Origin of the sequence: Intestinibacillus sp. Marseille-P6563, from assembly GCF_900604335.1 — a bacterium.
Classification (GTDB): Bacteria; Bacillota; Clostridia; order Oscillospirales; family Butyricicoccaceae; genus Butyricicoccus_B.
Map to the genome: position 1 here is coordinate 843,204 of NZ_UWOD01000001.1, position 26,896 is coordinate 870,099.

Genomic DNA, 26,896 nt, shown 5'->3' on the forward strand with positions numbered 1-26,896 from the left:
CGTTCCTATCCGGCACTTGGCCATTGTGTCGGATAGGTCGGGCGGTTATTCGGGCAAGTCAATCTTGCCGACAAAGCTGTAATAAATCTCAATGTCCTGCCTGCGGGTGCCGTTTTCGTCGTAGCTGCACTCATGCACCACGATTTTCTCAATCATTTCCCGCAAGAGGGTTGGGGTCAGTTCTTCAAAGGCAAGGTGCTTGCGGACAATGCCCATGAATTTCTCGGCGTTGACGGTGGCTGCCTGCGACTTGTCCAGTTCAGCTTGCAGGGTGGCGGCTCTCTTTTTCAGTTCCGCTTGCTCGGCTTCGTAGTCCGCCGACAGTTCCATGAAACGCTCGTCGCTGATTTTGCCGTTTACATTGTCCTCATACAGCCGCTTAATCATGCGGCTGATTTCAGAAATGCGTTCCTGCGCCTGTTCAAGCTGCTTGGTGGCTGCGGCGGTCTTTCGCTTGCCGCCGATCTCGTTCTGCTGGACAAGCAGCTTCACAAACCGGCTCTCATGCTTGGCTGCGTATTCGGTCACTTGCCGGAGATTTGCCAGGACACCGGCGGTCAACAGGTCGGTGCGGATAAAGTGCGCCGTACAGTTTCGGGTGCGCTTCTTGTAGCTACCGCAGATGTAGCAGTCCTGCTTGCGGTCTTTGTTCTGGTATCTCTGCTGATACAGCACATGGCCGCAGTCGGCACAGAACAAAATCCCGGAGAACAGCCCCACTTCATCATAGCGGTTGGGGCGCTTGCGCTGCTTGCGTAACTCCTGTACCCGTTCCCATGTTTCCTTGTCGATGATCGGCTCATGGTGATTCTCAAATATTGCCTGTTTCTCGATGGGGTTCTCTACACTGTGCTTGACCTTGTAGGACACCTTTTCTGTCTTGAAGTTTACCAGACAGCCGGTGTACTCCCGGTTTTCGAGGATATGAACCACGGTGTTGGTCGCCCATTTGCACTCATAGCCGGGGTGATAACGGCGGGTGCTGCCTGTCCGCTGATATTCCAGCGTCCCCGGCGTGAGGATTTGCTGCTCGGTCAGCATACGGGCAATCTTGGTCGGGCCGTTCCCGGCAAGGCAAAGCTGGTAAATCTGCTGTACCACCGGGGCGGCTTCCTCGTCTATGATGAAGTTTTCGTCCTCGTCCATGAGATAGCCATAAACCGGCTTGCTGGTAACAGGCTTGCCGCTCATGCCTTTTGACTTTTTAACTGCCTTGATTTTCTTGCTCGTATCTCTCACCAGCCATTCGTTGAATAAATTTCGCAGCGGGGTAAAATCGTTGTCCATGCCCTCGCTGGCGCTGTCCACATTATCGTTGACAGCGATAAAGCGGACACCCTTTTGTGGAAACAGCATTTCCGTATAAAACCCCACTTGCAGGTAGTTTCGCCCCAGCCTCGACATATCCTTGACGATCACTGTGCCTACTTTCCCGGCTTCAATATCCGCAAGCATGGCTTGAAAACCGGGTCTTTGGAAGTTTGCCCCGGAATACCCGTCATCGGTGTACCAGCGCAGATTGGTAAATCCATTCTGTTTTGCGTAGGCTTCGAGTATCCTTTTCTGGTTCGATATGGAATTGCTCTCTCCTTGCAGGTCATCGTCTTTGGATAATCTCGGATAAAGGGCGGTAATCAGGTTTTGGGTGGCTTGTCTTAACATAAAATCCTCCGTTTCCGACAGCCAACCCCACTATTCCGTATTTTTATCATACCACATGGGGCGGCTGTCTGTATAGCGGCAAAAGCGTCAAAAGTGCTTCTTTATGTCCTGTCATATTGCCGGTTTTTGTGTAGCAGCTTCGGTCTGCAATACCTTTGCCATTTTGTCGGCGGCGGTTTCGCTGCTGCCCTGCTTGAAAAAGCCGGACACCACAAGGACAGAGTTGCCCATGCGGATTTCCGTCACGCAGTCGGGGCGGCGGGGATTGGTTCGGTTGATCTGCTTGTTATCTGCCATAGGCTACTCCTTTCACTCGTTCATCAAATTTTTCAGCCGTTCCAGCTTGGCCTGTGCGGTTTCCCTGCGGAAATTACCGCCTGTAAAACGGACGGGGGCACACATTTCCAGCAGCCGGTCATAGATACGGGCGTGGGCGGTGTCCGGCGGGTTCTGGATTTGCTGCAAGGTCAGGTTAGTGGTGACGATCAGCGGCCTGCGGCTACGGTATCGGCTGTCAATGACGCTGTAAACCTGTTCCAGCCCGTATTCTGTTCCACGCTCCATGCCGAAATCGTCCAAAATCAGCAGCGGATAGCGGCAGAGCCGGGAGATGTACTCGTTCCTGCCCTCAAAGCTGGCGGCAAGGTCATTGAGGATTGCAGCAAAGTTTGTCATGCGGACGGGGATTTCTTTCTCCATCAGGGCGTTTGCGATACAGCCCGCAAGGTAGCTTTTGCCGGTTCCCACACCGCCCCAAAAGAGATAGCCAATGTTCTCGGCCTGCATGGTGTCCCAATGCTCCGCATAGAACCGGGCAACAGCGGTCTGGGGGTTCCTGCCGTTGTCGTTTTCAAAAGTCCAGTCCCGCATGGCGGTATCGGAAAATCCCCGGCGTTTCAAGTCCTCTACGGTGTCAAGGTGTCTGCGCTGCTGTTCGGCGGCTTCACGCTCAATCCGCTGCGCCCGCTGGCAGTCGCACTCTGCCGGGTGGCGGTCAAGCCCGAAAAGCGTCTTGCCCTCCGGGAAATAGGCTTCTTTGGGCTTGCGGCATTTTCCGCAGTACAGCAAACCGTCCTCGCCTGTGTAGTCGCCGCTGTCCGGCTCGGTATCCGGCAGCAGATTGATATTCTCGATTTTGTTCATAAACTTTCCCCCTCCTTGCAGGTGTAGTCCGGGACGCCCTGTTTCGGGGCGTCCTTTTTATCGTTCTCCGCCCAGATCCGCAGGGCGGCGGCATAGTTCTGGTAGGTTCTCCCGTTGGCGGCAAGGTAGCGGCTCATTTCTTCAATGAGCCGTTCCAGTCTGTCCGGGAACTCGGTTTTCAGTTCTGCATACTCGGCTTCGGTCAGAAAAACATTTTCATATCTGCCAAACGGTTTGTGCGGCTCTTCACTCACTCCCATTGTTTGGTTTTCTATCAGGTTGTTTATAGTAAGGTTGTTAGGGGTCGGTTTTCCGACCGTCATAAGGTCGCTTTTCCGACCATCAGTAGATCGGTTTTCCGCACTTATGAGGGTCGCTTTTCCGACTGTCATAGGGTCGGAAATCCGTACGAATGGCGGCAGCTTCACATACAGGCGGTTGGCTGCGGAAAATCCCGCCCGTTTCCGTTCCAGAAGTCCGGCTGCGTCCAGTTCGTTTAAGGCGGCTTTGATGGCGGTCTGCCCCTTATCCAGCATTTCGGCAATCTCCGCTATGGGATAGACAATGAATGTCCTGCCCTGATCGTCCTGCCAGCCGTTCCGCTGTGACAGGGTGGTGCGGTCTAACAGCAGCGCATAGAGCAGCTTGGCGGTCTGGGAAATGTCCATTTTCAGCAGGAACCGGGGATATGGCAGGTAGGGTGGCAAGCCTGTGTCCAGCCCTACATAAATGGTTTCCTGCGTGTTGTCCGGCTTCATGGCTTCGCCCGCTTGGAGCGAAACGGCGGGCACTCGATGATAACAGCCCGGAAACTCTGCTTGCAGGTGCGGCGGCACCTGCGGCAAAGGGGATTGTAGGTGATACGGTTGCGCTCGTTGAGGAAGAACGCCCATTCTTCTTTGCGCTTCTTGCTCATCCTCGGCATGGCGGCTCCTTGTATTATAGAGTAGTAGTTATTAGAGCCCCTCTCCAAGGGCTGTGCTACACTGTAAGGGATGCTGTGGATTGGTTGGCGGCTCCTACCACAAGATGGTTCACGAAAGGTTCCAACCACAGCCCCTTACAATTTTGTTAATCAGTTAAATACCGCCAGACGGTTTATGTGGAACAAGGCTACAAAAGTAAGGTGTACTGTGGATACAGCATCACATATTTTCTCTGGAGGTATTTGTTATGGTAGTTTCTGTTGGCATTGATGTCTCAAAAAACAAGCATGATTGCTTCATTGTAAGCTCAGAGGGTGAAGTCCTGGCGGATGTTTTTACTATCCCTAACAACATGGACGGTTTTGATGCTCTACTGGAAAAAATTCGAGCTTGTACTACACCGCAGGACAAAATAAAAGTAGGGCTTGAGGCAACCGGGCATTACAGCTACAACATTCTTGGGTTTCTTCTGGACAACGGTCTGGCCACCTATGTCTTGAATCCCCTACGCACGAACCTCTACCGGAAAAGTCTCAGCCTGCGAAAGACCAAGACCGACCGTGTAGATGCTCGAACCATTGCTGCTAGTGGTGGCTCTTGATGTCCTCCCGTTTGCTGTTCTTGCCGTACCGCAGATTTGCCCGGATACAGGACAGGGCAAAATCCTCGTCCCCGCAGTTCAGCGTGTCCAGCCGGTAGTCCTGCCGGGGAATGAGCCGCCCGGCTTCGTCAAGGGTGGGCTTCATGGTAAACTCGTCATGCTCAAAGGTCAGATAGGCTTCGGCGGCTCCGTAGTCGGCATTTTTAGAGCTGATATGCTTGATCGTTGCCATAGGCTTCACCTATCACTTTCAGCACCTCGAATTTGAGGGCGGCAAGGTCGGAAACGGCGGCTCTCACTTCGCTGGACAGGGCGTTGTAGGGTGCGCCGTATTCGTTCAGATACCGGGCGATCTGGTTTAAGTTGCTGCCGATTTTCCCGTACTGCGCCACAAGGGAAGATACGGCGGTGAGCATTTCCTCGCTGTGGGCAGTTACCCGGATAACAGGGGAAATCCGGCTGTAAAAAACGGCTTGCCGGATATACTCCGACTGGCTCATGGAGAGGGCGGCGCATTTGTCCTCAAAGGCTCTGCGCTCGTCCTCGGTCAGACGGGTCTTGACAACACATTTCCGCTTGGGGGTGTTGTAGGTCTTGCGTGTCATGGTGGCTCAACTCCTTTCGTTTGCTGCGGTTTGTCCTCTCACTGATAGGAGAAAAACAGGGTGTAAATCGGAACTGTTTTTGAAAAATCCGAAAAAATATTTGCGGGGATTTTTCGGCGGCGCAAGCCGCAAAAGGCGGGTTTGGGGTGGCAACCCCAACAAGTATCTGACCGGGGGGCAAATGAGCGAAAAGCGAAATTTGGTACACTGGTCGATACTTGCTCTCCATGACTGCACACTTCCCCTCGCTTCTGTCCGCCACTTTTTCCCGGTTTGTATAAATGCTTTTTGCAAATTCTCCTTTGCCTACTACTCGTCCATCGGGTGCCGATTTTGGCAAGCTACTTCTTTTTCTGTTACCAATAATTTGTGGAATAGTTTTTCTGCTCGCTGGTCGGGTAAAAATTTTTCTCTTGCTTACTACCGCACTTGGCAAAGGAAGAATGGCTGGAAAGTTAAACGGACAATAAAAAATGCAGCAACCCATTTTCGGAGTTTGCTGCTTTATTCTGGGAATCTTAAATTTTAAGAAAATAGGTCGATATAATTGTTAGAAAACCACTATAGAAGAATTTTTCAACAATGAATTAGATTGGAGGAATTTAGCATGAACGCAATGAATATGTAACATCCAGTCTGACGATCAATAAAGTCAAAAGCATGTAAATGTTGGAAATTATAATTGTTTACTAAATTTTAATTGATGGGAGGACGAATTATGGCTATGCAGATCAATGGATATTCCCGTGCCTCTATGTTGGCACAGCAATTTTCCGGTATACAACAAAAAGCAAACACCGTAAAAACGCAAGATTTTACACAGCTGATGCAGAACACAAATGCAACCGCACAGGCAGCAGGCCAGACAGATGCGGCGGCGGCAACACAAGAAGTATCAGAAGTTGACGAGATGGAGGCTTTCAAGCAGGAAATTTATGAGGAACTGGCTGAAATTGATTCAATGACCGCTGCCTCTGTTTTGACTAATTCTATACATATTACAGAAGATGGATTCCAAAGAATGAAGGACGATCCAGAGTACCGCAAGGAGATTATGGATTGGCTTCGAGCAGATGCGAGAGATTCACATAAGGTTCCTTTTGACTGCCATGTTACAACAACGATTACAAGTGCTGGAGCGACCAGCTATGGAATTAGTGATACTGCAACAACGCCACAATGGGTTAATTCTAAAGCGGAGGGGGCGTTTTATCGTTCTGACCGCAGAGCTGAGCAGCGCAAGAGGAACAACGAGTATGTGACCGAGGAACGCCTAAAGCGGGAACTTATGCAAAAAATGATACTGGAAAAGAGCATTGACCGAAAGGAACAGCTGCAAGCACTTGACCAGAGAATGTTTGCACAGGATGTTGTTAACCAGAAGTATGTTCAAGATTATTTGCTGGGAACGCAGGAACCCAGAATGTGGTACATTTAATATAAATATCGCTATCAAATAGCCACTTACAAGGGCAGTTGAACAATTGGCTATTCTTTTTCTATTATAAAGAAGCCCGTGTGGAGATGAAAGCTGTCGCCCAAGGACAGGCACAGGCACTTACTAGCGCAGTCACCGTGGATATTCGGGCATGACAGCGAACTTTCAGGAAGGGGTGTAACAATATGACGATCACAGATATTGCCCGTATGATGATGAACGCAGATCAGTATCAGCGTGGAGTCACACAGCCGAAATATCCAAACGGCGCTGCGGTATCAGATCCGAATGCGCCCGATGACGGACTGGATATTACAGGCATGACCGCAGCGGACTTTCACATCATCCCTGTATCCAAAGAAGCAGAACAGGCGGTGCGGGATATCGCTTTGGAGCACATGAAAAAGTATTATGGAATGTCCGGGCCTGACGGCAATGATCTGGGAAATTTCATCAAGTCCTATTATAAGCAAGTCCCCGTCTCAGACCGCGCTAATGCTGGCTGGACATTGAATCAAATGCACAGGGATGAGGCCTATCGTCTCTATGATTTCGTCCGTTCCCGTGTTCCCGGCTGGGAGACTGGTCAATGGTTTGATACCAGTATTTTGGAGGAATACAAGCAGGGAACTCTGGATATGAAAGCATAAGCACATTTGGAGGAAAAATAATCACAAATAGCGGCAGAAAGGAACACCTTTCTGCCGCTCAGTCTGTCGAAAAAGTCCGGCGAAAGCTGGGCTTTTTCGTTTGCAAGAGGTAAAATAGCATAGGTGGTGAGAAAGATGCTGGAACGCGGGAAGATGGATCGCAATGTGATAGAGATGGTGGAAATAGATAGCCTGGTACCAGAGGGGCATTTACTTCGGAAAATAGACAAGGCAGTAGATTTCAACCGTTTATATGAAATGGTAGAACCGTTATACTGTGAAGACAACGGCAGGCCGAGTGTAGACCCGGTGGTGCTGTTCAAAATGGTACTGATCCAGCATCTATATGGATTGCCATCCCTTCGGCGGACGGCGGAGGAGGTAAGCGGCAATATTTATTACCGCTGGTTTCTGGGGTATACCTTACAGGAGGAAACGCCCCACTTTTCCACGGTGAGCTATAACTTCCGGCACCGCTTTACGGAGGAGACAGTAGACCAGGTATTCCGTTGGATTTTGGAGGAGGTAGCGGAGGCAGGTTATCTTTCCCCCAAGGCGGTATTTATAGACGGAACGCACATCAAAGCCAATGCCAATACCAAAAAGCAGGTGAAGGTGCGGATTCCGGCGGCATCCAGGCACTATGCCAAGGAACTGATGGAAGAGGTAAACACAGACCGGGAACTCCACGGAAAGAAACCCTTTGACGATGATGATGAGCCACCGGCTCCGACAAAGAAGCCCAGAGACAACACCTCCAAGAAGAAGCTGGCCCGGCGGAAGAAGGAAAAGCAGCGTACAGTGCCCCAGAGCGTAACAGACCCTGACAGCGGCCTGTTTGTGAAGGGAGAGCACAAGCGGCAGTTTGCCTATGAGGCCCACACCGCCTGTGATAAGCATGGGTTTGTTCTGGAGACGGTCATTACCCCTGGAAATGTACATGACAGCGTGGCCTTTGATGAAGTGTATGACCGTGTGACGGCAGATTTCCCGGAAGTAGAGACGATTGTTGCCGATTCCGCCTACAAGACCCCGCATATCTGTAAAAAGGTATTTGAAGATGGACGTGCGCTCTCCACCGCCTACAAGCGTCCGCAGACCATGAAGGGTGGACACGAGTGGTGGAAGTATGTGTATGACGAGTACTACAACTGTGTGCTCTGTCCGGAATACCAAGTGTTGTCCTACCGTACCACCAACCGGGATGGATACCGGGAGTACAGAAGTGATCCTCGCGTCTGTGTAAACTGTCCTACCCGCCACCTGTGCACCCACTCCAAAGACTGTGTCAAAACGGTACAGCGGCATATCTGGAAAGACTATGAGGACTTAGCCGACGACGTCCGCTATACGCCAAAATACCAGAGACTTTACAAGCGCCGGAAGGAAACCATTGAACGGGTCTTTGCCGACGCCAAGGAAAAACACGCCATGCGTTATACCCAGTACAGAGGCTTGGCCCAGGTGTCCAACTGGGTGAAGCTTAAATTTGCTGCCATGAATCTCAAAAAACTGGCCTGTTGGTTGTGGAAGGAGAAGCTTGCTCCATTTACCCTTATCCTTCTTTGGCAGCTATACACAAGAAACCCGGCTTATGCTTGACGCATATGCCGGGTTTCTCGACAGGCTGAGCGGCAGAAAGGAACACCTTTCTGCCGCTATTTTTCTCAATATCATTTTCTGCAATTTTGCATTTTTGCAGTTGCGGAAAAGTGGGTGACTGTCAAATTCTTATGTGATACTTTACCGCACATGAGCATTCGCGCCGGGGTTGTCGTTACCGTAACCTTCCAGCAGGTTGATGACGCCCCAGATGCCGAGACCGGCTCCCAGAGCAATAACGAGGGTCTGCAAAACGGTGATAGTTTCCTGCATCCGCTGGGGCGTATAGCTTTTGGGGAAATACTTCCGCAGGGTGTCGGAGGTGAAAGTCACTTTGTCGAGATCACTTTTCTTTTCCTCGCCCATGATGACGCGCATCATATCAAGGGTCAGATGTCCTTCCTGGCTGTATTTCTTGAGCCGCTGGGCCTGGGAGAGAGAGGGGGTAGCCTGTTCGCTGTCCATCGCGTCCAGCAAGTCCCGCTGTTCCTCTTTTTTGAGGAAAGACAGCTCATAAGCCGGGTTGAGGGCGATTTTCTTTTCATCTACCATATCCAGCAGTTCGGGGATAAGCTCCGTCAGGCGAATATAGCGGAAAATCTGATTTTTACTCTGGCCGACCTGTTCAGCCAAAAGCTCGCTGGACTTCTTTCCAGCAGACTTGTTCCCAACTTGGGAACAAGTTAAATCCACGCGCTCACCTTGGTGCTTCATAGCATCCAGCTTCATCTTGTAGGCAAAGGCCCTCTCGCTGGGGAACAGGCTTTCCCGCTGTAAGTTGCTGTCCACCATGATGATGGTGGCGGCATCATCGTCCAAATCCCGGACGATGACCGGCATAGTCTCTTTCTCAGCCAGCTCACTGGCTCGGTGCCGCCTGTGTCCGGCTACCAGCTCATAGCCGCCCTCCGGGTCCGGCCGGGCAATCGCCGGAACCAGAACACCATACTGCCGAACACTGTCGGCGGTCTCCAGCATGGCCTCGTCATCCTTGACTTTGAAGGGATGGTTCTTGAAAGGATGCAGCTCAGACAGCGGGATTTCCTGTATCTTCTCCAGCTTGGCATCCTGGCGGCCTTCTTCGGTGGAGAATAAATCATCTACCGAGGCCAGCTCTACTTTTTTCGCGCTGCTTTTCAAGTTTCATCACCTCCTGGGTCAGATTTTTGTACCCCTCGGCCACCTTGCCATTGGGGTCATGGGCAAAAATACTCTTGCCCTCGGCACTGATTTCTTTTGCCCGGACAGAATGGGGAATCTCGGTGCCGAACACCTTGATTTTGCTGCCATAGGTCTCCCGCAGCAGGGCAGCAATCTCCTTGGCGAAGTTGGTGCGGTTGTCCACCATCGTCAGCAGGATACCGTCGATCTGGAGCTTGGGGTTGATCTGCCGCTTCACCTTGCTTATGGTCTGGAGCAGCTGTTCCAGGCCCTTGGCGGGCAGATACTCCGCCTGGACGGGGATTATGACCCTGTTGGCGGCTGCCAGTGCATTGACCGTGAGCATACCCAAGGAGGGCTGGCAGTCAATCAGGATATGAGAATACTGTCCCTTGAGCGTGTCCAGGTATTGCCGCAGGATGGTCTCTCGGCTCATGGCATTCACCAGAGAGACCTCCATACCGGAGAGCTGGATGTCAGCGGGTATCAGGTCAACACCTTCCGGGTGGTGCAGGATACCCTCGCCGGGGCGCAGCGGCTCGTCCATCAGGATACGGCCCATAGCGTCGGACAGGGTAAAGGGCAGCTTGTCCGGCTGGGGATGACCCAGGCTGATGGTCAAGCTGCCCTGTGGGTCTCCGTCAATCAGCAGCACTTTCTTCCCGGACTGCGCCAATCCAACACCCAGGTTTTCACAGGTCGTTGTCTTGCCGACGCCTCCTTTTTGGTTGGCGATGGCGATAATTTGCGTGTTCATAACAATCACCTCGTTTCTGTTTGGTGTTGTCATGTGCCTGCACAGCAGTCCTGGAAATGACAAAAGCCGCCACTTGAACAAGTGACGGCTTCGCCTAAATCCAATATTCTACTGTGCTTGAAATCAAAAGGCTTTGAGTTCCTTTCTGCTATTCATTTGTCGTTAATGAAACACCCCCTATAATTCGACTTATTTCAGTATGATTTTTCGGTTTGGAAAAGGATGAAAAAACCAGACTGAAAACCTCAAAACCCTTGATTCTACGGGGCTTTTCCGGTTTGTCGTAATTATACCGTAAGGGCACACTTTCGCCACGATGGCCCTCTCCAGCGGCGTGGATGTGAAGACATTGTCCAGTATGCTGGGCCACTTCAGCGCCGGGTTCACCCTCGACACCTATACGCACATCACTAACGAGATGCAGAGAGGTGCGGCGGAGAAGATCGGCGGCTTCATGGAAACAGCCACAGCCAAGCCGGAACCCGAGCCGCCCGACCCACCGGAGGAGAGCCGGTGCAAGGTGATCCCGTTTGAGAGGGTCGGGTGAAAAACATATCGGGGCATACAGTTCAATCTATATGCCCCGATATGGCTTACTTATTATTCAACTCTTGTAACAAAGAAACATTAGCAGTATAGTCTTCCGGACAAAGTAATTCGTACTTGTTGTTGGTAAGAGTGATAACGGAATCAAAAGAATCCAAAATCTCGTCTCCTGAAAAACCAAGACCCGAAACGATAAGCTGGTTTTCAGTTATACGCTCACAAATATAACTATATATTTGGCGTTTTTTCGTTTCGTCAGTCTCTGCGTTGTTTGGACTATCGAAAACAACCGGAAAATCTATCGCAGAAGGATTGAACTCATGTTTGAGCTGAATCAGATTAACATACCAAATAATTGTTGAAAGAGGATTATTGCTACCTCCAGCAGTAAAAGTTCGCTTAATGTTTTCAAAGCTTTTTGCATTGATTCCTTCAAGGCCAAAACGATTTTTATCAGCCAGCATCAAGGTGTAGTATCGCTCGTTAATTTTTTTCTTGATCTGATCATATTTGCGAAGTGATTTTCTTACTTCCTTAAGCTTCTGTTCGTTTTCTGATATGCTGATACGAATAGAATCCAAGTCTTCAGAGACAGATTCTTTGATATCAATAAAGCCTTTGTGCCTTAAGATATCATTAATTTCTGTTGATGCAATATCCATTGACTCTTCGTATTTTTTCAATTTAGAAAGCCATTGTGAGTACTCTTCCTCATATTCCGCAATTTTTCGGTCGATTTCCATAATGCTGTATTGCATATCACTGCTAAGCAAAATAATGTCATCACCGGTACTGTATTTCTTAATCCTCAAATCTATTACATCACTTATTTCTGACTTGCAAAATGGACAGATGTGATTATTGAGCGAGGCAATTTGAAGATCATTTTCTTTGCCGAACAGTGTTAGAGCATGGAGACGATGATCCATGTCTGCCTTTTCATTGCGTAGTTGAATCAGTTTTCGACGGAGGCGATTCAAAGCATTGGATAGCTTATTATACTCATCTTTTGTGCGGTTGACATCTGCTCTCAAATGTTCGATATCTTTAGAGTAGGACACTGAATGGATGTTCTCAAAAATTTTGTCTAACATCATACAGGTCATTTTCTGTTCATTCTCTAACCGTCTGCTTTCCGCTAAAAAGGTATCCTGCTCCTGAACTAACATATAATAATCATCATCAAATGCACCAAAATGGTAGTATAAAACATTTTCTTTGAAGTCGGGATATTCACCAAGATGCTGGAAGGATGCGAACTGTGAGCCATTTTGATAATCTTGATCTACAAAATAAAGAAGGTAGTTGTAGACTGCGGAAGCAATTTCTAACTCTTGTACATAGCCATCATCTGCATCTCGTTCTCTGGGAGGTAATTTAACCGCAAAGCCAGTAATATTTGACAGCCGCTCCGATAATTCATGCCTTGAAATTACTGAAAATAGGAGCTTTTTTTCACTATTAAACATCTTAAACAGCTTATTGTGCCGATACATATAGTATTCGTTATTATCCACACTAAAATGAAGAATATATGTTTTGGTTGAATCTTCCCATTTCCCCTCAAAATAGCAGTCAGCTCCCATTGTATGATATAGAGCCTTCATAATAACTGATTTACCGCGATCAGTTCCATCGTGTGCATCAGAAGTAATTATTGTACGGCCGGGAGCAAATGAAATCTTCTTTGCTAATTTTTCGGAAGGCGAAAACAAATATAAATCTTTGAAAATCAGTTTACCCATTTAGACCACACTCCCACCTCTTAATAACCAATAATATAAAAACATATATGTCCGTTTGACTGTACTCTATCGGGAATGTAGTAGAGTAACGAGACAAAATTATTTCAGTCATCTCCTCAAAGGATACATCCGTCGAAATAGTATCTATATACTCAAATAAAGTTTGCTGTTTTGCTTGTAATTCAAGTGATTTGCACTCTGCTTCAACGATTTTTGCTAAAGATTGTTTCAGTTTTCGTTTTTCACCAATAGTAACCTGTTTCTGTTCAATGTAATCTTGAATAAGGGAAACTGAATTATCAGTTTTGTCCATATGATGATTGAGCATATTGTTTAACTCGGCTTTTGTAATACCCTTGCATTTGATTAGTTCAGAATAATCCTGAGAGCTTAGTTCATAACACGCCTTTTCAGTAACAGTATCAAGAATTAGCCGGTATAGTGCATTAGGCTTCACTGGTTCACAGCCCTTGATTCTCTCAAAACTCCCGGTTATTTTTCCGATAATATCATTTTGTGGTGCCAAAAGATTCATTGGAGTGTAAATATAGTACAAGTTCGTTAAATCTACATTTTCTCGAGACAGCTCCTCAGATAGTGCAGCTCGTACAGTCGTTTGGCTTATTTCATCCAGTTCATCAAACGAAAAAAACTCTTTGTCGGATATTGCTACCTTACCTATTTGAAGAAAAGCATTTGAAACAAGAGCACATCGAATTGGAGTTTCGGGTGCTGAAGCGTCTTTTAGAACGAAGAGTTTAGCTATTATGCTCGGTCCTTCTTTATGCCGCTTTAGGTCTGAAAACTTATAGGGGGACTGGATTTTATGTGTTTTAATTTGATAAAATTCGACGGAGTCATTGAAATGGATTTCAATATCGCACTTGTAATCAAACACAACGCAAAAATCCTCTTTATCAAAGAGGTCAAACATTTTACTTATACCCCAACAAAGCTCTTGACGAAATCTATTCTTACTCATTGAGCCTGAAAGGTCAAATGGAATTTTGGAATAAACATCAACTACCCCAAGATGCTTTCCCCCCTCTTGTAAATAGAAAAGGCCGCATGGGAATACACCCACACGGCTACCTTGGTGGCACAAAGGCTCACCGTAAAATTATTATAAAGGATAAGACTGGAAAACTCAAGAATTTGTCGTATCCACAACGAAAAAACAGCAATCATACCAGTTAGGGATGGGTTAGGGATTTGGCGGTTTCAGTCGCTATTCTTACTCATGTGCCTACCGCCTCTCTGTGTCTTGAATCACATCTGAACGGCACTCGCCGAAATTACAAAAACCGAACTAAAAATGCAGAAAAACCGCCAATTTAGGCGGTTTTTCTAAGAAAGGTGGTCCGAGTGACAGGATTCGAACCTGCGGCATCCTGCTCCCAAAGCAGGCGCGCTACCAACTGCGCTACACCCGGATAAAGAAAGAGCTGCTTCTTAACAGCCCTTTCAGTTTACCACAATCTATGAAATGATGTCAAGCGGCGTGCCTGTTTTTTCTCTTTAACCCACGGCGATCTTTTCCAGCGGCATTCGAGACAGCGAATGGGACTGCCCTTCGACAATCGCATAAAGCATCGTCAGACAGCCGACACGGCCAAAGAACATCAAAACAATCAGAATCATATGAGAAGCTCCGCTCAGATTCGGGGTAATTCCCAGCGTCAACCCTACGGTTGCAATGGCCGAAGCGGTTTCAAACAGCGAAGACATGAGCGGCACATGATCAAAATGGCACAATGCCATGGTTCCAATCAGCGTCAGACCAACATAGCTGGTTGCAATGGTCACCGCATTTTTCAGCACACTTTGATCGATTCGGCGCCCAAAGCATTGCAGTTCGTCCTCTCGCCGGAGGGTCGACCGCAGACAAAGCATGAGCACCACCGCGGTGGTGGTTTTCATACCGCCAGCCGTGGAACCGGGAGAGCCGCCAATGAGCATCAGCATAACCATCAACAGTTGGCTTGTGGATACCAGATCGCTCAGCCCCACGGTATTAAAACCTGCCGTTCGCGTCGTGACCGATTGGAATAAAGCCGCCAACCCTTGCACCGGACGGCTCAGCCCTTCCTGCATCTGGCCATTTTGGAAAAACAGCAGGAACGCTGCCGGCACAAAAATCAGCACCGCCGTCGTGAGCAGGACGATTTTGGTCTGCAAAGAAAAATGCCGTTTGTCGCGGCGATTCATCCACAGATTTTCCCACACAAAAAAGCCCAGACCGCCAAACACGATCAGTGCCATGATTGTGAGGTTGACAACCGCATCGTCTGTAAACGCGGTCAAGGAGGTAAACGGGCCGCTATACGTGCCCATCAGGTCAAATCCAGCATTGCAGAACGCCGAAATTGCATGGAATATGCCATACCAAATCCCCTTGGCAAAGCCAAACAACGGTACAAACCGAATGGACAGCAGCACAGCGCCGCAAAGCTCAACACAGACCGTAATGGTAAAAACAAACCGTGCCAAACGAATGATACCGCCCATCTGCGGAGCTGCGATCGATTCCTGCATGACAAAACGGGATTTTAGACCGATACGGCGCTTGGATAAGGTGGCCAGCGCCATGGCCATGGTGATAAATCCCAGTCCGCCAATCTGGATCAGCATCAAAATGATCACTTGTCCAAACAGAGACCAGTATGTCGCCGTATCATAAACGATCAGTCCGGTGACGCAGGTTGCCGAGGTCGCGGTGAACAACGCATCCAAAAACGGTGTATAAATGCGCTGCTGGCATGCAATCGGCAGTGACAGCAATATGGCGCCCACCAAGATAATGGACAGGTAACCCAATACAATGATCTTGGTTGGGGTCATCCGGTCCTGCAGAGATTTCATAACCAATCACTTCTCAATTTTATCCGTCCTTTTTTTTGTTCTCTATATGGAAAGCATTATAGCAGATTTGTGCTCAAAAGAAAAGCTTCACCCCATGGTTTGTCAAAAGGTTGACGAAAGCTTTACAGGGATTGTTCGGCTGTGTTAGAATCGGGTTATATGATCATCCTACGTAGAAAGGAAGTTATCCGTCATGCACATCGACCCCCAACGCTATCATGGCCGTCCGGCCGAAACACGTCAGCCCCGGGAAGAGGCTGCCTATGCTCTTTTGGAGCGCGCAGGCGTCCCCTTTGACCGGATGGACCACAGCGAAACCGCAACCATTGAAGATTGCCATGCCGTCGAACAATACTTAGATACGACGGTGTGTAAAAATTTATTCCTGTGCAACCGGCAAAAAACCAAATTCTATCTGCTGATTCTGCCCGGTGACAAAGTTTTTCACACCAAAGACCTTTCGGCACAGATTGGCTCTGCCCGGCTTTCCTTTGCGCCCGGCGATAAGATGGAAGAGCTCATCGGTACTACGCCTGGTTCGGCCAGTGTCCTGAGTCTGGTGTTTGACCACGACCATCAGGTGCAGCTGCTCATCGACCGCGAGGTACTGGACGCCGAATATTTCGCCTGCCATCCCTGCATTAACACTTCGTCGCTGCAATTTCTGACCCGCGATCTGGTGGACAAGGTCCTCCCTGCCCTGGGTGTCACACCGACGTATGTCACCCTCTGATCTTACCGATAGGTCCCATTGTCGGCAAACTGATTATACGACATATTATCCCGCACAGCGATCACAATATCCGGCTGATACATGTCAATGTATTCATACAGCGTCATCGCGTCATAATGCCGGAAGTCGAGCGAACGGAACTCCCCGCAGGATGCATAAATCAAGCCTTCCAGCGGATTGGTGAACGAATCGCCAAACATCAACACGCGCGGCAAATCGTCCCGCCCGGTGCGGATGATAGTCTCGCCCATATCGCCGCCCATATACCCGGCATAGGTCGAGACCTTGGAATCGGGCTGCCGGAAGGTGAAAGAACCCACCGGATTGCCATAATCCTCCCGGGTGAACGGCACCGGTTCGGTCGGCTCTGCCCAGGTCAGGTGTTCTTTGCGTTCCTGCAAATTGCAGATCTGACGGCTATAAGAGCCAAAGAACTCCTGTTCTTCGGTATGGAAGGTCAGTTCGTCATCCTGATAGACCTTAAGGGGCGTATCCAGCCGTTCGTTGATGGCCGCCAACATGGTGCGGTACGTGAGCAGCACTCCGTCATAATTGTAGTGGTTGTCCATCGCCGAATAATAGCTTTTGGCGTCCCCGGTCTGGTCAAAGACCGTGCGCATATTGACCGCTACCGCATCGGTTTCCGCCAGGGCGTCAAAGACCCGCTCTTCGCAGTAATCGACCAGACTGCGCCCAATGGACAGGTATTCCGGGTATTCATCATAATAGACATACCGCTGTCCGGGTACGCCCACATAACAGAAGATTCCCCCGTTTTTTTCCACATGACCGACGAGCGCTTTGAGTTCGTCGGTCTTTTTGTCCATAATCGCCGCCTGCTCTTCCAAGTCATACTGCTCGGGCGAAGCCATGATGAGCAGCGCCCCGCTGTCGGTTTCGATGATGTTGTTGACCTCCACCTTGGGCAGCGCCCGCTGAATGGCCGCATAGGTCTTTAAAATCGTGTTACGCCCTACAATGTGGTCGCTCAGATAGGTATCCCAATCGGAAAAATACTGGCCGCTTGTGACTGCCTCGGCCGTGGCTTCGGGTTTGTCGGCCAGTGCACGGTTTTCGTAATACGACACCGTCTTTTCGGGCAACGCGAACGACAGCACCGGTACTGCCACCAAAATACCGCCAAACACGACCAACAATGCACGGTTTGCAAATTTTTGCAGCATAGGCCTCCCCCTTAAAAGCGGAAATAGATAAACGGGTTAAAGGACGAACTGATGAGCCACACGACCGACAGGCCAAACACGGCCAGCGCCCAGACATTGGCCCCCAAGGTCAGTATACCGCCCTTTTGCTGCTCTTTCTGGCGCAGCCAAGTGGCAAACGGGATGCAACCAATGCAAGCGGCGAGCAGCTCCACACTATATTCATGCAGACAGTACAGTGTCAGCCGATTCAGGCCCTGGACGGGGGTAAACATGGCCTGCACATACCAGACCACCTGCCCAAGCGATTCGGCGCGGAAGAGCACCCATCCCAGCACGACCAGCACAAAGGCATATACCCAGCGCACCACCTGCGGCAAGTGCTCGAGCAGTCGCCCCAGCACCAGCTTTTCCAGCAGCAGCAAAACACCGAAGTACAGGCCCCACAGCATAAAGTTCCAGGCAGCGCCATGCCAGATGCCGGTCAGCACCCAGACGGCGAGCAGATTAAACATCCACCGCCCCTTGCTGCACCGGTTGCCGCCCAGCGGAATGTACACATAGTCGCGGAACCAGGTCGACAGCGAGATATGCCACCGCCGCCAAAACTCGGTGATCGACCGCGAAATATAGGGATAATTAAAGTTCTCCAGAAAATGAAAGCCCAGCACCCGGCCCAGACCAATGGCCATATCCGAATAGCCGGAAAAGTCGAAATAGATCTGGAATGTGTAGGCCAGGGCGCCCAGCCAGGCAATATCCCAGGTCAGTTCCCCGGCGGACAGGCCAAAAGCCCGATCGGCAATCTGGCCCATGGTGTTGGCCAGCAGCATCTTTTTCCCCAGGCCGATCATAAACCGGCGCACGCCTTCGGCGGCTTCGTCGAGCGATTCATGCCGCTGGACGATCTCAGCCGCGACCGTCTGATACCGGACGATGGGGCCTGCAATCAGCTGTGGAAACAGCGATACATACAGCGCCACATGCAGCGGGTTTTTCTGCACCGGGGCATCCCCACGCGCTACATCGATAACATAACTGAGGCCCTGGAAGGTAAAGAACGAAATACCGATGGGCAACACGATCTCCGGTACAGGCAGCGATAGGCCAAACACACTGTTTGCACTCGACAGCAGCAAGCCGGTATATTTATAGTAGACGAGCAGTCCCAGTCCAATCACACTGGCGAGGGTCACCCCGAGCCTTGGCCGTTTGACCGCAATCCGTCCACAAACGTAATTGACGGCAATCGAGAGCAGCATGACGAACACGAACACCGGCTCGCCCCAAGCATAAAACATCAGGCTGAACAACAGCAGAATATTATTGCGGGCTTCCCGAAACCGTTCGGGAATGGCAAAATACAGCGCAAACAGCGCCGGTAAAAACAGGAAAATGAAGATGCAACTGCTAAAAGACATGGTCTCACCGTTTTTTCTCTATGAAATCGTTTCTTATTTTAGCAGATTCCAAGGGAAAAAGCAAAGAAAAAAACGGACAGGCTTTCGCCTGTCCGTTATGGGTTGCAAAAGTAAAAATTACTTCAGGGTTACCTTTGCGCCAGCCTCTTCCAGCTGAGCCTTGATGGACTCTGCATCTTCCTTGGAAGCAGCTTCCTTGATGATGGACGGAGCGCCGTCAACCTTCTCCTTAGCTTCCTTCAGGCCCAGGCCAGTGATAGCACGAACAACCTTGATTACGTTGATCTTCGAAGCGCCAGCGTCGGTCAGCTCAACGTCAAACTCGGTCTTCTCTTCAGCAGCCGGAGCAGCAGCGCCGCCAGCAGCACCTGCAACAGCAACCGGCATAGCCGATACGCCAAATTCTTCTTCCAGAGCCTTAACCAGCTCAGCCAGTTCCAGAACCTTCAGGCCCTTTACGGCTTCCATAATCTCAGCAACAGTCATGGTAATAAACCTCCAATTTTTTTAAATTTAATGAAAATACGTCAAACGCTGCATTATTCAGCAGCAGCTTCCTCCGCAGCGGCTTCCTTCGGAGCCACCAGGGTGGATACCAGAGCTTCGCCGTCTTCAGTCTTCTTTGCGATGTTGTCAAGCGTAATAACGAGCTGAGTAATCGGGAAGTTGAAGCCGTACAGAACCTGCGCGATGAGGCCCTCGCGGCTCGGCATCTCGGCAAGCTTCAGAACCTCGGAAGCGGGGATAGCCTCGCCTTCCAGGTAGCCAGCCTTGATCTTGAAGTTGTCATGCTTCTTGGCGTAATCGTTGAGGATCTTCGCAGCAGAAACAACGTCGTCGTTCATGCTGATCGCCAGAGCAGTGGTGCCGTTCAGGTGCTCGTCGAACAGGTCGAAACCGAGTTCCTTTGCAGCAAAACGGATCATGGTGTTCTTGATAACTGCGTATTCAACGCCAGCTTCACGCAGCTCACGACGGAGCTTGGTGTCATCTTCAACGTTGATGCCCTTATAATCGACCAGAACGCCCGCCGGGGAATTCTTGATCTTCTCTACCAAAGAAGCGACCAGAGCCTTCTTTTCTTCCAGAACCTTTGCATTCGGCATCTTGTTTCACCTCCATAAAATAAAATGTCCTCTTGTGCAAAGACACAAGAGGACACACAATTAACCAATTCACGTGTGCTGACCTCGGCGGGCGGCGGACTTGCGCCTTTCAGACCTTGCGGTCGCCTGCTGTCTTTGACCAAGCTCTTATATTATATAGAATCCACACTTGTTTGTCAAGCATTTTTTCTACTTTTTTTGCCGAGGTTCAGAAAAAATACCGTCCGAAGCATCGGACGGTATTTTACTTTTAACCAAGCATTCTTGCGGTGCTAACCTTGATGCCAGGGCCCATGGTGGAAGCTACCACACAGGACTTAACATACTGGCCCTTTGCAGCCGCCGGCTTTGCCTTGATGATCGCACCCATCAGCGCGTCGAAGTTGTCCTTCAGCTTTTCCGGGCCAAAGGAAGCCTTACCGATCGGGCAGTGGATGATGTTGGTCTTATCCAGACGGTATTCGATCTTACCAGCCTTGGACTCCTTGACAGCCTTTGCAACGTCCATCGAAACCGTGCCTGCCTTCGGGTTCGGCATCAGGCCCTTCGGGCCCAGAACCTTACCCAGACGGCCAACAACGCCCATCATGTCCGGGGTTGCGATGACAACGTCATAGTCAAAGAAGTTCTCGTTCTGGATCTTGGCAACCATATCTTCTGCGCCAACGTATTCTGCACCAGCAGCAACCGCTTCGTCAGCCTTCGGGCCCTTGGCGAATACCAGAACACGAACCTGCTTACCGGTACCGTGCGGCAGAACGATCGCGCCGCGAACCTGCTGGTCAGCGTGACGGGAGTCAACGCCCAGCTTTACGTGCAGTTCAATGGTTTCATCAAATTTTGCCTTTGCCGTAGAAACAACGGTGGACAGCGCCTCAGACGGATCGTACAGCTTGGTACGGTCGATCTGCTTTGCGCTCTCTACATACTTTTTACCTTTGCGCACAATAATTATCCTCCTTGAGTGGTACTGCGGGAATAACCCTCCCACTAGATGGCCGCGGGGGCCATCCTTTCAAAAAAACTTATAAACTTCAGCGGTTTTCGAGGATTACTCCTCTACGGTGATACCCATCGAACGGCAGGTGCCGGCGATCATGCTCATTGCAGCTTCGACCGAAGCAGCGTTGAGGTCGGGCATCTTCATCTCTGCGATCTTCTGAACGTCGGCCTTGGAGATCTTTGCGACCTTGGTCTTGTTCGGAACCGCAGAACCAGACTCGATCTTGCAAGCCTTCTTGATCAGAACAGCTGCCGGAGGGGTCTTGGTAACGAAGCTGAAGGAACGGTCCGCGTAAACCGTGATGACAACCGGGATGATCAGGCCGGCGTCGTTCTTGGTGCGCTCGTTGAATTCCTTGGTGAAGGCCATGATGTTTACGCCATGCTGGCCCAGCGCAGGACCAACCGGGGGTGCCGGAGTTGCCTTGCCCGCAGGAATCTGGAGCTTAATGTAGCCTACTACTTTCTGTGCCATGGTTGAGGTTTCCTCCTTAAATCAATGTGGTGTCTGGCGAGCGTTGCCAAAGCGGCAAGCTCTCCCACGTTGCGCCCGCTTACCTCGTCGGGGCGCAGCTTATCACAGGGCCGCACAGTGGCGGCCGCCGGGCGAATCGCCCGTTTTGTTTGAGAACGCGGCTTGCGTTCTTATTCGTCCAGGGTCTCGACCTGGTCGAGTTCGAGTTCGACCGGGGTCTCGCGTCCGAACATGGATACGACTACGCGCACCTTGTTCTTGTCCGGTTCGAGTTCGTCGACAACACCGATAAAGCCGGAAAGCGGCCCGTCGATGACGCGCACGCTGTCGCCGAGCGCATAGTTGATCTCAATTTCGCGTTTCTCCACACCCATCTTGGCCACTTCCTCATCGGAAAGCGGCAGCGGTTTGTTGGAGTTCGGACCCACAAAGCCGGTGCAGCCGCGTGTATTGCGTACCAGATACCAGCTCTCGTCGGTCATCACCATCTTGACCAGCACATAACCCGGGAAAAGCTTGCGCTCGACTTCACGGGTCTTGCCGTCCTTGACTTCGGTGACACGTTCCACCGGGATATTCACGGCGGTGATGAGGTCGTGGAGTTTGCGGTTTTCCACCGCTTTTTCAATCGAAGAAGCTACTTTGTTTTCGTAGCCGGAGTATGTGTGGACCACATACCATTTTGCGGCGTCTGACATCGTTCAGGCCCCTCTCAAATCAGCCGACCAGGGCGGAAATGCCCAACTGGAAGACGGCATCCAGCACCCAGATAAACACGCCAATGATCACACAGGTTGCCAGAACGACTACCGTGTTGTTGACGGTCTGCTTGCGGGTCGGCCACACGATCTTCTTGCATTCGCCCTTGAGCTCATGGAACCACTTGCCCATTCTTGCGAAGATCGAAGGCTTTTTCACCTTTGCAGGCTTGTCAGCTTGCTTCTTCTCAGCCGGAGTGTTTTTTTCCTGCTCTGCCATGAAGCGACTTCCTTTCTCCGCAGATCACTTGGTCTCGCGATGCAATGTATGCTTCTTACAGAAACGGCAATACTTGTTCATCTCGAGACGATCGGGATCATTCTTCTTGTTTTTCATCGTGTTGTAGTTTCTTTGCTTGCACTCTGTGCAGGCGAGCGTTACTCTAACGCGCATAGTAGCGGCACCTCCTTATTTTTTTGACCGCGCAGCGAACTGCCGGCCATTGTCTTCCCCGCGCTGAACGCGGGCGTTTGCCTCCCTTTGCCGGTTCGGCCCGAAGGGTATGTTCCCAATTCGGCGCAAAAAAAAGAACCTACATAGGTGCTATTATTATAGCATGGGGCAAGTAGGTGGTCAAGAGAAAAATCAAAAAAAACGCTACATTTTTCATCCTTTTCATGGTATACTATTGTCAAAAACCACCGATATGCGACAAAGGAGAACAAAATTTATGAAGATTCTGGGCCTGGACTACGGCGACGCGCGCACCGGTCTTTCGGTCTCCGACCCCACCGGCATGCTGGCCGGCTCGCCTTCGGTCATCCACGAATGGAACCGGGACAAACTGCTCGACAAACTCTGCGATTACATCGCCCAGAACCAGATCGACGAGATCGTGCTGGGCCACCCGAAGAACATGGACGGTTCGGCGGGCGAACGCGCCCAAAAATGCGAAGCCCTAGCCGAAGACCTACGGGCGCGCACCGGTCTGCCGGTCGTCCTGTGGGACGAGCGCCGCACGACGGTCGCCGCCCATCAGATCCTGCACGCCAGCGGCAAAAAGGCCAAAAAACACCGCCAGACCGTGGATGCGGTGGCGGCGTCGCTCATCTTGCAGGGGTATTTGGATTTCAAGCGCATGCGCGGATAAAAAATAGGCTGGCAAAGTGCCAGCCTGTTTTTTTATTCACTTTCGATCAGGCCATAGCCGCCGGATGCTCTCTTGTAGATGACCGCCGGGGTATCGCCGTTGTCTGCATTCTTAAAGAAGAAGAACTGGTGGCCCAGCAGATTCATTTGCAGGATAGCTTCATCCACGGTCATGTCCTGTACAGCAAAGCGCTTGTGGCGGATGACTTCGAAGGTCTCCTCTTCCACGTCGGCATTCTGTGCTGCCATCTTTTCAAACGCACCGCTGCGCAGGCGCTTTTCCAGGCGGGTCTTGTTCTTGCGGATCTGACGTTCAATATGGTTAATCGCGCCGTCCACCGACGCAAACATGTCCGTAGTCGTTTCCTCCGCGCGCACGATCATGCCCTTATTGTTTACCGTGATTTCGACCGTCTGCCGTCCTCTCAGTTCACTGAACGTGATCGTAGAGGTCGCATCGGTCTGGAAATAGCGATCGAGCTTTTCCACTTTTTTCGTGGCGTAAGCGCGCAGATCATCGGCAATTTTAACCTTTCTTTCGACGATGGTGATCTTCATAACATCATCTCCTTGCGGATCATTTCTCCACCCAAAAACAGTGTCAATGTTATCGGGTTTCGATATACTAAGTATAGCACAATCCCCGCGTTCCCGCGCTCCTACGCGTGGTCCAAATTGGACGATTAGCCGAATTTATCCTGCGCATGCTCGCTTTTTCTCACGAATACTCACAAATCCCTGATATTTTACATTTTCTTTTCCGGGCGCACCCGAACGCTTTATAAAATCCCCTCGGCGTGGCGGGTCACATGGCAACCGATGGACAGTGCGCACGGCAGGCTGGCGATGTGGGTCGGATACGGCTCAATGGCGCACGAAAGCGCCGTGACCGTGCCGCCCAGGCCCTGCGGTCCCACGCCCGAAGCGTTGACCTTGTCGACGATGGCCTGCTCCATTTCGGCATAGAACGGGTCGGGATTGACCTGATCGACCGGACGCAGCAGCGCTGCCTTGGCCAGATAGGCCGCCTTGTCGGCCGTACCGCCCAGGCCCACGCCCAGGATGACTGGCGGACAAGGGTTGGACCCTGCCTTTACGACCGTTTCCGCAATCCAGTCGATGATGGTTTCGCGGCTGGCCGCGGGGGTGAACATCTTCATAGCGCTCATGTTTTCGCTGCCGCCGCCCTTGGGTGCGACGATGATTTTGACCTTGTCGCCGGGCACGATGCGGGTGTTCAGCATGGCCGGGGTGTTGTCGTCGGTATTGACGCGGCGCAGCGGGTCACTCACGATCGATTTGCGCAAGTACCCGTTTTCATAGCCGCGGCGCACACCTTCGTTGACCGCGTCTTCAAACGCGCCGCCAGCCAGATGTACGTCCTGACCGATCTCGGCAAAAATCACGGCAAACCCGGTATCCTGACAGATGGGCACCTCGTTTTGTGCCGCCAGATCGCAGTTGCGCAGCATCTCGTCAAAGATTTCCCGGCCGAGGGGCGACTGCTCCTGTTCCCGGCCGCGCACAAAGGATGCGCGCACATCGCACGGCAAATGATAATTGGCCTGCATGCACAGCCGCTCAACTAGAGCGGTGATTTCCTTTACATCAATGGTTCTCATCATTCTTCCTCCTATATGCGATCTGTCCGGCGCTGACGACCGTCTGCACGTGGCTGCGGAAATCCAGCGGATGCCCGCTCCACACGACCAAGTCGGCGTCCTTGCCGGGGGCGATCGAGCCGATGCGGTCGTCCAAGCCCACGATTTTGGCGCCATTTATCGTGATGGCGCGCAGCGCCTCGTTTTCGTCCATGCCAGCCTGCACAGCCACTGCGGCCGCCAGCCGCAGGAACTTGACCGGGATTTCCGGGTGGTCGGTCGTAATGGCCACCGGCACCCCGCCCTTCGCCAGCAGGCCGGGAGACGCTTCGGTCAGGTTGTGCAGTTCAGGTTTGGAGCGGTCGGTCATAAACGGCCCGCTGATGACCGGTACCCCTTCCCCGGCCAGCAGATCGGCCACCAAATGCCCCTCGGTGCCGTGCACCAAAATGGGTGTAACGCCAAATTCCTTGCAGATGCGCAGAGCGGTAAACATATCGTCCGCGCGGTGCGCATGGATGTGAGCCGGCAGTTCGCCGGTGATGACCGCTTCCAGTGCTTCCATCTTGGCATCGAAATCGGGCAGGTCGTCCTCTTCATGTTCGAGTGCCTTTTGCTTGCGGTCGTGATATTCCTGCGCCTTGCGCAGGTTTTCCCGGATGAGCGCTGCGGTCGCCATGCGAGTGACCGGGGTTTCTTCCTTGTCGTGGTAAACGCTCTTGGGGTTTTCGCCAAAGGCGAACTTCATCCCAATGGGGGCCTTTAAAATCATATCGTCGATGCGGCGGCCCCAGGTGCGTACCGCTGCCAGCTGGCCGCCAATCGGGTTGGCACTGCCCGGACTGACGACGACCGTGGTCACCCCAGCGGCGAGCGATTCGCCGAAGGCGCGCTCCATGGGATTGATGCCATCGATGACGCGCAGGTGCGGGGTCACCGGGTCGGTGTCCTCGTTGCCGTCCGCGCCTTCAAAGCCCAGCGAATCCTCATAAAGCCCCAGGTGGGAGTGCACATCGATGAGGCCGGGCGTTATGACACCTCCGGCGGCGTCCAACTGGATGGCGTCCGATACATCCGGCATTTCGTCCATAGGTCCAAAGGCCGCGATTTTGCCCTGCTGCACGAGTACAAAACCACACGCGACCTCCCCGCCCTCCATGGGCAGGATGCGGGCGTGGTGGATACAAAGAGACTGCATGAAAATTTTACCTTTCATTTTCCAATTTTAGGATTGACATTTTCTGGATTGCGTGCTATGATAACCATGGTGATCGGAAAGGTCACCATGCACCGTTCATATCTTTATCCCCACAATCCTATCTTAGCGCCCACTGGCGAGCCAGCGGGCGTATTTTTTTACGCATAGGAAAACCGGGACTGTGGCCCCGGTTTTTGTCTGCTTTACCGGCGGCGGCGGGAGCCGCTTTTCCGGTCGTTGTTGTGCTTGATGTCGGCCATGCGGCTTTCGCTGTCCGCCATAAACATCTTCAGCTTATCTTCAAAAGTCATGGTCGAGGGGTCGCGCGGCTGCGCCGGACGCTGCGGTCCGCGCGGACGGCTGGGCCGACGCTGCGGCTGAGCCGGTGCGCTGCCCTCCCCTGGCTGTTGTGCCTTCTTGATCGACAGATTGATGCGTCCGGCCTGGTCGATGCCGATCACTTTGACCTTGACGCTCTGCCCCTCTGTGAGAAAGTCCTTGATGTCGCTCACAAAGGAACTGGCGACCTCTGAAATATGTACCATGCCCGATTTGCCCTCCGGCAGAGCGACAAATGCGCCGAACTTGGTGATGCCGGTCACCTTACCTTCAAAAATTGCTCCAACAGCGAGATCCATACCCCTTGATTAT

General features: G+C 51.3%; 29 protein-coding genes, 1 tRNA gene, 4 pseudogenes and 1 other annotated feature. Of the genes and pseudogenes, 8 read left to right on the forward strand and 26 right to left on the reverse strand.

What is annotated here, in order from left to right:
• Window positions 1–45: 45 nt before the first annotated feature.
• The 5 genes from EFB11_RS04390 to EFB11_RS16745 form a co-directional block, all read right to left on the reverse strand.
• Window positions 46–1,662: a recombinase family protein gene (locus EFB11_RS04390; protein ID WP_122789098.1), complete on the reverse strand. Its 1,617-nt coding sequence runs from the start codon at window positions 1,660–1,662 to the stop codon at window positions 46–48.
• 111 nt (window positions 1,663–1,773) lie between these two features.
• Window positions 1,774–1,959, reverse strand: coding sequence for a transposon-encoded TnpW family protein (locus tag EFB11_RS04395; RefSeq protein ID WP_122789099.1), 186 nt, complete (start codon window positions 1,957–1,959; stop codon window positions 1,774–1,776).
• Window positions 1,960–1,971: 12 nt separating this feature from the next.
• Window positions 1,972–2,805 (reverse strand): ATP-binding protein, encoded by an 834-nt coding sequence (locus EFB11_RS04400; RefSeq protein ID WP_074663224.1) that lies wholly within the window; start codon window positions 2,803–2,805, stop codon window positions 1,972–1,974.
• Entirely contained in the window at window positions 2,802–3,563 is a 762-nt protein-coding gene (locus EFB11_RS04405) for a replication initiator protein A (protein WP_122789100.1), read from the reverse strand. The genes EFB11_RS04400 and EFB11_RS04405 overlap by 4 nt, the downstream gene beginning before the upstream one ends.
• Window positions 3,560–3,721, reverse strand: a complete 162-nt coding sequence (locus tag EFB11_RS16745; RefSeq protein ID WP_164706511.1) for a hypothetical protein — start codon at window positions 3,719–3,721, stop codon at window positions 3,560–3,562. Before EFB11_RS16745 ends, EFB11_RS04405 begins: the two co-directional genes overlap by 4 nt.
• Before the next feature lie 257 nt (window positions 3,722–3,978).
• On the opposite strand from EFB11_RS16745, the pseudogene EFB11_RS04410 reads away from it, so the two are divergent.
• Window positions 3,979–4,314 (forward strand): annotated as a pseudogene (locus EFB11_RS04410) (IS110 family transposase); the annotation flags it as partial.
• A gap of 4 nt (window positions 4,315–4,318) precedes the next feature.
• On the opposite strand, the pseudogene EFB11_RS04415 reads toward EFB11_RS04410, so the two are convergent.
• A pseudogene (locus tag EFB11_RS04415) lies at window positions 4,319–4,564 on the reverse strand (relaxase/mobilization nuclease domain-containing protein); the annotation flags it as partial.
• On the reverse strand, window positions 4,536–4,937 hold the full coding sequence (locus tag EFB11_RS04420; RefSeq protein ID WP_122789101.1) for a plasmid mobilization protein: 402 nt from the start codon (window positions 4,935–4,937) through the stop codon (window positions 4,536–4,538). The pseudogene EFB11_RS04415 and the gene EFB11_RS04420, both read right to left, overlap by 29 nt.
• Between EFB11_RS04420 and EFB11_RS16750 the strand changes: the two genes are divergently transcribed.
• The 4 genes from EFB11_RS16750 (at window position 4,927) to EFB11_RS04435 (ending at window position 8,627) form a co-directional block, all read left to right on the forward strand.
• Window positions 4,927–5,466, forward strand: a complete 540-nt coding sequence (locus EFB11_RS16750) for a hypothetical protein (RefSeq protein WP_164706598.1) — start codon at window positions 4,927–4,929, stop codon at window positions 5,464–5,466. The two genes, EFB11_RS04420 and EFB11_RS16750, sit on opposite strands and share 11 nt — an antisense overlap.
• 189 nt (window positions 5,467–5,655) lie before the next feature.
• The gene (locus EFB11_RS04425; protein ID WP_122789102.1) at window positions 5,656–6,375 is read left to right on the forward strand and encodes a hypothetical protein; all 720 of its coding nucleotides are present in this window, start codon (window positions 5,656–5,658) and stop codon (window positions 6,373–6,375) included.
• A gap of 185 nt (window positions 6,376–6,560) precedes the next feature.
• Window positions 6,561–7,025: a DUF3879 family protein gene (locus EFB11_RS04430; RefSeq protein WP_122789103.1), complete on the forward strand. Its 465-nt coding sequence runs from the start codon at window positions 6,561–6,563 to the stop codon at window positions 7,023–7,025.
• Between the two features lie 135 nt (window positions 7,026–7,160).
• Window positions 7,161–8,627 (forward strand): IS1182 family transposase, encoded by a 1,467-nt coding sequence (locus EFB11_RS04435; RefSeq protein WP_122789104.1) that lies wholly within the window; start codon window positions 7,161–7,163, stop codon window positions 8,625–8,627.
• A 207-nt stretch (window positions 8,628–8,834) separates the two neighbouring features.
• Here the strand turns inward: EFB11_RS04435 and EFB11_RS04440 are convergent.
• Together EFB11_RS04440 and EFB11_RS04445 are read right to left on the reverse strand one after the other, a co-directional pair.
• Window positions 8,835–9,767, reverse strand: a pseudogene (locus EFB11_RS04440) (ParB/RepB/Spo0J family partition protein); the annotation flags it as partial.
• Window positions 9,724–10,545: a ParA family protein gene (locus EFB11_RS04445; RefSeq protein ID WP_122789106.1), complete on the reverse strand. Its 822-nt coding sequence runs from the start codon at window positions 10,543–10,545 to the stop codon at window positions 9,724–9,726. The gene EFB11_RS04445 and the pseudogene EFB11_RS04440, both read right to left, overlap by 44 nt.
• A gap of 301 nt (window positions 10,546–10,846) precedes the next feature.
• Here EFB11_RS04445 and EFB11_RS04450 point away from each other — a divergent pair.
• Window positions 10,847–11,092: pseudogene (locus EFB11_RS04450) on the forward strand (tyrosine-type recombinase/integrase); the annotation flags it as partial.
• A 46-nt stretch (window positions 11,093–11,138) separates the two neighbouring features.
• On the opposite strand, the gene EFB11_RS04455 reads toward EFB11_RS04450, so the two are convergent.
• The 4 genes from EFB11_RS04455 to EFB11_RS04470 form a co-directional block, all read right to left on the reverse strand.
• Window positions 11,139–12,836: a hypothetical protein gene (locus EFB11_RS04455; protein ID WP_122789107.1), complete on the reverse strand. Its 1,698-nt coding sequence runs from the start codon at window positions 12,834–12,836 to the stop codon at window positions 11,139–11,141.
• Window positions 12,829–13,920, reverse strand: coding sequence for a dsDNA nuclease domain-containing protein (locus tag EFB11_RS04460; RefSeq protein WP_122789108.1), 1,092 nt, complete (start codon window positions 13,918–13,920; stop codon window positions 12,829–12,831). The genes EFB11_RS04455 and EFB11_RS04460 overlap by 8 nt, the downstream gene beginning before the upstream one ends.
• 273 nt (window positions 13,921–14,193) lie before the next feature.
• Window positions 14,194–14,269 (reverse strand) — tRNA-Pro (locus EFB11_RS04465).
• Between the two features lie 85 nt (window positions 14,270–14,354).
• Window positions 14,355–15,698, reverse strand: coding sequence for a TrkH family potassium uptake protein (locus EFB11_RS04470; protein WP_122789109.1), 1,344 nt, complete (start codon window positions 15,696–15,698; stop codon window positions 14,355–14,357).
• A gap of 193 nt (window positions 15,699–15,891) precedes the next feature.
• On the opposite strand from EFB11_RS04470, the gene EFB11_RS04475 reads away from it, so the two are divergent.
• Window positions 15,892–16,431 carry a prolyl-tRNA synthetase associated domain-containing protein gene (locus EFB11_RS04475; RefSeq protein WP_122789110.1) on the forward strand — a complete coding sequence of 180 codons (540 nt, stop codon included), beginning with the start codon at window positions 15,892–15,894 and terminating at the stop codon, window positions 16,429–16,431.
• 2 nt (window positions 16,432–16,433) lie between these two features.
• Here EFB11_RS04475 and EFB11_RS04480 read toward each other — a convergent pair whose 3' ends face one another.
• The 9 genes from EFB11_RS04480 to rpmG all read right to left on the reverse strand — a co-directional run bounded on the left by EFB11_RS04480 (window position 16,434) and on the right by rpmG (window position 22,750).
• On the reverse strand, window positions 16,434–17,615 hold the full coding sequence (locus EFB11_RS04480) for a hypothetical protein (RefSeq protein WP_122789111.1): 1,182 nt from the start codon (window positions 17,613–17,615) through the stop codon (window positions 16,434–16,436).
• Between the two features lie 11 nt (window positions 17,616–17,626).
• Window positions 17,627–19,015, reverse strand: a complete 1,389-nt coding sequence (locus EFB11_RS04485; RefSeq protein WP_122789112.1) for an MBOAT family O-acyltransferase — start codon at window positions 19,013–19,015, stop codon at window positions 17,627–17,629.
• Between the two features lie 117 nt (window positions 19,016–19,132).
• Entirely contained in the window at window positions 19,133–19,501 is a 369-nt protein-coding gene (gene rplL / locus EFB11_RS04490) for a 50S ribosomal protein L7/L12 (RefSeq protein ID WP_122789113.1), read from the reverse strand.
• A gap of 53 nt (window positions 19,502–19,554) precedes the next feature.
• Window positions 19,555–20,121: a 50S ribosomal protein L10 gene (rplJ, locus tag EFB11_RS04495; protein WP_122789114.1), complete on the reverse strand. Its 567-nt coding sequence runs from the start codon at window positions 20,119–20,121 to the stop codon at window positions 19,555–19,557.
• Window positions 20,122–20,132: 11 nt separating this feature from the next.
• Window positions 20,133–20,278, reverse strand: a sequence feature (ribosomal protein L10 leader region).
• Between the two features lie 93 nt (window positions 20,279–20,371).
• Window positions 20,372–21,067 carry a 50S ribosomal protein L1 gene (gene rplA, locus EFB11_RS04500; protein ID WP_122789115.1) on the reverse strand — a complete coding sequence of 232 codons (696 nt, stop codon included), beginning with the start codon at window positions 21,065–21,067 and terminating at the stop codon, window positions 20,372–20,374.
• A gap of 105 nt (window positions 21,068–21,172) precedes the next feature.
• Window positions 21,173–21,598, reverse strand: coding sequence for a 50S ribosomal protein L11 (rplK, locus tag EFB11_RS04505; RefSeq protein ID WP_122789116.1), 426 nt, complete (start codon window positions 21,596–21,598; stop codon window positions 21,173–21,175).
• 170 nt (window positions 21,599–21,768) lie between these two features.
• Window positions 21,769–22,296: a transcription termination/antitermination protein NusG gene (nusG, locus tag EFB11_RS04510; protein WP_122789117.1), complete on the reverse strand. Its 528-nt coding sequence runs from the start codon at window positions 22,294–22,296 to the stop codon at window positions 21,769–21,771.
• 19 nt (window positions 22,297–22,315) lie between these two features.
• Window positions 22,316–22,576, reverse strand: coding sequence for a preprotein translocase subunit SecE (gene secE / locus EFB11_RS04515; RefSeq protein ID WP_122789118.1), 261 nt, complete (start codon window positions 22,574–22,576; stop codon window positions 22,316–22,318).
• A gap of 24 nt (window positions 22,577–22,600) precedes the next feature.
• Window positions 22,601–22,750, reverse strand: coding sequence for a 50S ribosomal protein L33 (rpmG, locus tag EFB11_RS04520; protein ID WP_122789119.1), 150 nt, complete (start codon window positions 22,748–22,750; stop codon window positions 22,601–22,603).
• Window positions 22,751–23,027: 277 nt separating this feature from the next.
• Here rpmG and ruvX point away from each other — a divergent pair, with 277 nt between their 5' ends.
• Window positions 23,028–23,447, forward strand: coding sequence for a Holliday junction resolvase RuvX (gene ruvX / locus EFB11_RS04525; protein WP_122789120.1), 420 nt, complete (start codon window positions 23,028–23,030; stop codon window positions 23,445–23,447).
• Window positions 23,448–23,479: 32 nt separating this feature from the next.
• Here ruvX and hpf read toward each other — a convergent pair whose 3' ends face one another.
• The 4 genes from hpf to EFB11_RS04545 form a co-directional block, all read right to left on the reverse strand.
• Window positions 23,480–24,004 (reverse strand): ribosome hibernation-promoting factor, HPF/YfiA family, encoded by a 525-nt coding sequence (hpf, locus tag EFB11_RS04530; protein ID WP_122789121.1) that lies wholly within the window; start codon window positions 24,002–24,004, stop codon window positions 23,480–23,482.
• A 221-nt stretch (window positions 24,005–24,225) separates the two neighbouring features.
• Window positions 24,226–25,068: a fumarate hydratase gene (locus EFB11_RS04535; protein WP_122789122.1), complete on the reverse strand. Its 843-nt coding sequence runs from the start codon at window positions 25,066–25,068 to the stop codon at window positions 24,226–24,228.
• Window positions 25,055–26,245 (reverse strand): amidohydrolase, encoded by a 1,191-nt coding sequence (locus EFB11_RS04540; RefSeq protein ID WP_122789718.1) that lies wholly within the window; start codon window positions 26,243–26,245, stop codon window positions 25,055–25,057. Before EFB11_RS04540 ends, EFB11_RS04535 begins: the two co-directional genes overlap by 14 nt.
• Window positions 26,246–26,448: 203 nt before the next feature.
• The gene (locus EFB11_RS04545; RefSeq protein WP_122789123.1) at window positions 26,449–26,883 is read right to left on the reverse strand and encodes a S1 RNA-binding domain-containing protein; all 435 of its coding nucleotides are present in this window, start codon (window positions 26,881–26,883) and stop codon (window positions 26,449–26,451) included.
• Window positions 26,884–26,896 lie beyond the last annotated feature (13 nt).

Bases quoted from the DNA above. Each gene is read 5' to 3' on its own strand.
- secE (WP_122789118.1), bottom strand. From the start codon at position 22,576: ATGGCAGAGCAGGAAAAAAACACTCCGGCTGAGAAGAAGCAAGCTGAC.
- EFB11_RS04425 (WP_122789102.1), top strand. From the start codon at position 5,656: ATGGCTATGCAGATCAATGGATATTCCCGTGCCTCTATGTTGGCACAG.
- EFB11_RS04400 (WP_074663224.1), bottom strand. From the start codon at position 2,805: ATGAACAAAATCGAGAATATCAATCTGCTGCCGGATACCGAGCCGGAC.
- EFB11_RS04455 (WP_122789107.1), bottom strand. From the start codon at position 12,836: ATGGGTAAACTGATTTTCAAAGATTTATATTTGTTTTCGCCTTCCGAA.
- rplJ (WP_122789114.1), bottom strand. From the start codon at position 20,121: ATGCCGAATGCAAAGGTTCTGGAAGAAAAGAAGGCTCTGGTCGCTTCT.
- hpf (WP_122789121.1), bottom strand. From the start codon at position 24,004: ATGAAGATCACCATCGTCGAAAGAAAGGTTAAAATTGCCGATGATCTG.
- EFB11_RS04470 (WP_122789109.1), bottom strand. From the start codon at position 15,698: ATGAAATCTCTGCAGGACCGGATGACCCCAACCAAGATCATTGTATTG.
- rpmG (WP_122789119.1), bottom strand. From the start codon at position 22,750: ATGCGCGTTAGAGTAACGCTCGCCTGCACAGAGTGCAAGCAAAGAAAC.
- EFB11_RS04545 (WP_122789123.1), bottom strand. From the start codon at position 26,883: ATGGATCTCGCTGTTGGAGCAATTTTTGAAGGTAAGGTGACCGGCATC.
- rplL (WP_122789113.1), bottom strand. From the start codon at position 19,501: ATGACTGTTGCTGAGATTATGGAAGCCGTAAAGGGCCTGAAGGTTCTG.
- EFB11_RS04395 (WP_122789099.1), bottom strand. From the start codon at position 1,959: ATGGCAGATAACAAGCAGATCAACCGAACCAATCCCCGCCGCCCCGAC.
- EFB11_RS04430 (WP_122789103.1), top strand. From the start codon at position 6,561: ATGACGATCACAGATATTGCCCGTATGATGATGAACGCAGATCAGTAT.
- EFB11_RS04420 (WP_122789101.1), bottom strand. From the start codon at position 4,937: ATGACACGCAAGACCTACAACACCCCCAAGCGGAAATGTGTTGTCAAG.
- EFB11_RS04540 (WP_122789718.1), bottom strand. From the start codon at position 26,245: ATGCAGTCTCTTTGTATCCACCACGCCCGCATCCTGCCCATGGAGGGC.
- EFB11_RS16745 (WP_164706511.1), bottom strand. From the start codon at position 3,721: ATGAGCAAGAAGCGCAAAGAAGAATGGGCGTTCTTCCTCAACGAGCGC.
- rplK (WP_122789116.1), bottom strand. From the start codon at position 21,598: ATGGCACAGAAAGTAGTAGGCTACATTAAGCTCCAGATTCCTGCGGGC.
- ruvX (WP_122789120.1), top strand. From the start codon at position 23,028: ATGAAGATTCTGGGCCTGGACTACGGCGACGCGCGCACCGGTCTTTCG.
- EFB11_RS04485 (WP_122789112.1), bottom strand. From the start codon at position 19,015: ATGTCTTTTAGCAGTTGCATCTTCATTTTCCTGTTTTTACCGGCGCTG.
- EFB11_RS04475 (WP_122789110.1), top strand. From the start codon at position 15,892: ATGCACATCGACCCCCAACGCTATCATGGCCGTCCGGCCGAAACACGT.
- EFB11_RS04405 (WP_122789100.1), bottom strand. From the start codon at position 3,563: ATGAAGCCGGACAACACGCAGGAAACCATTTATGTAGGGCTGGACACA.
- EFB11_RS04435 (WP_122789104.1), top strand. From the start codon at position 7,161: ATGCTGGAACGCGGGAAGATGGATCGCAATGTGATAGAGATGGTGGAA.
- EFB11_RS04390 (WP_122789098.1), bottom strand. From the start codon at position 1,662: ATGTTAAGACAAGCCACCCAAAACCTGATTACCGCCCTTTATCCGAGA.
- EFB11_RS04535 (WP_122789122.1), bottom strand. From the start codon at position 25,068: ATGAGAACCATTGATGTAAAGGAAATCACCGCTCTAGTTGAGCGGCTG.
- EFB11_RS04480 (WP_122789111.1), bottom strand. From the start codon at position 17,615: ATGCTGCAAAAATTTGCAAACCGTGCATTGTTGGTCGTGTTTGGCGGT.
- nusG (WP_122789117.1), bottom strand. From the start codon at position 22,296: ATGTCAGACGCCGCAAAATGGTATGTGGTCCACACATACTCCGGCTAC.
- EFB11_RS04445 (WP_122789106.1), bottom strand. From the start codon at position 10,545: ATGAACACGCAAATTATCGCCATCGCCAACCAAAAAGGAGGCGTCGGC.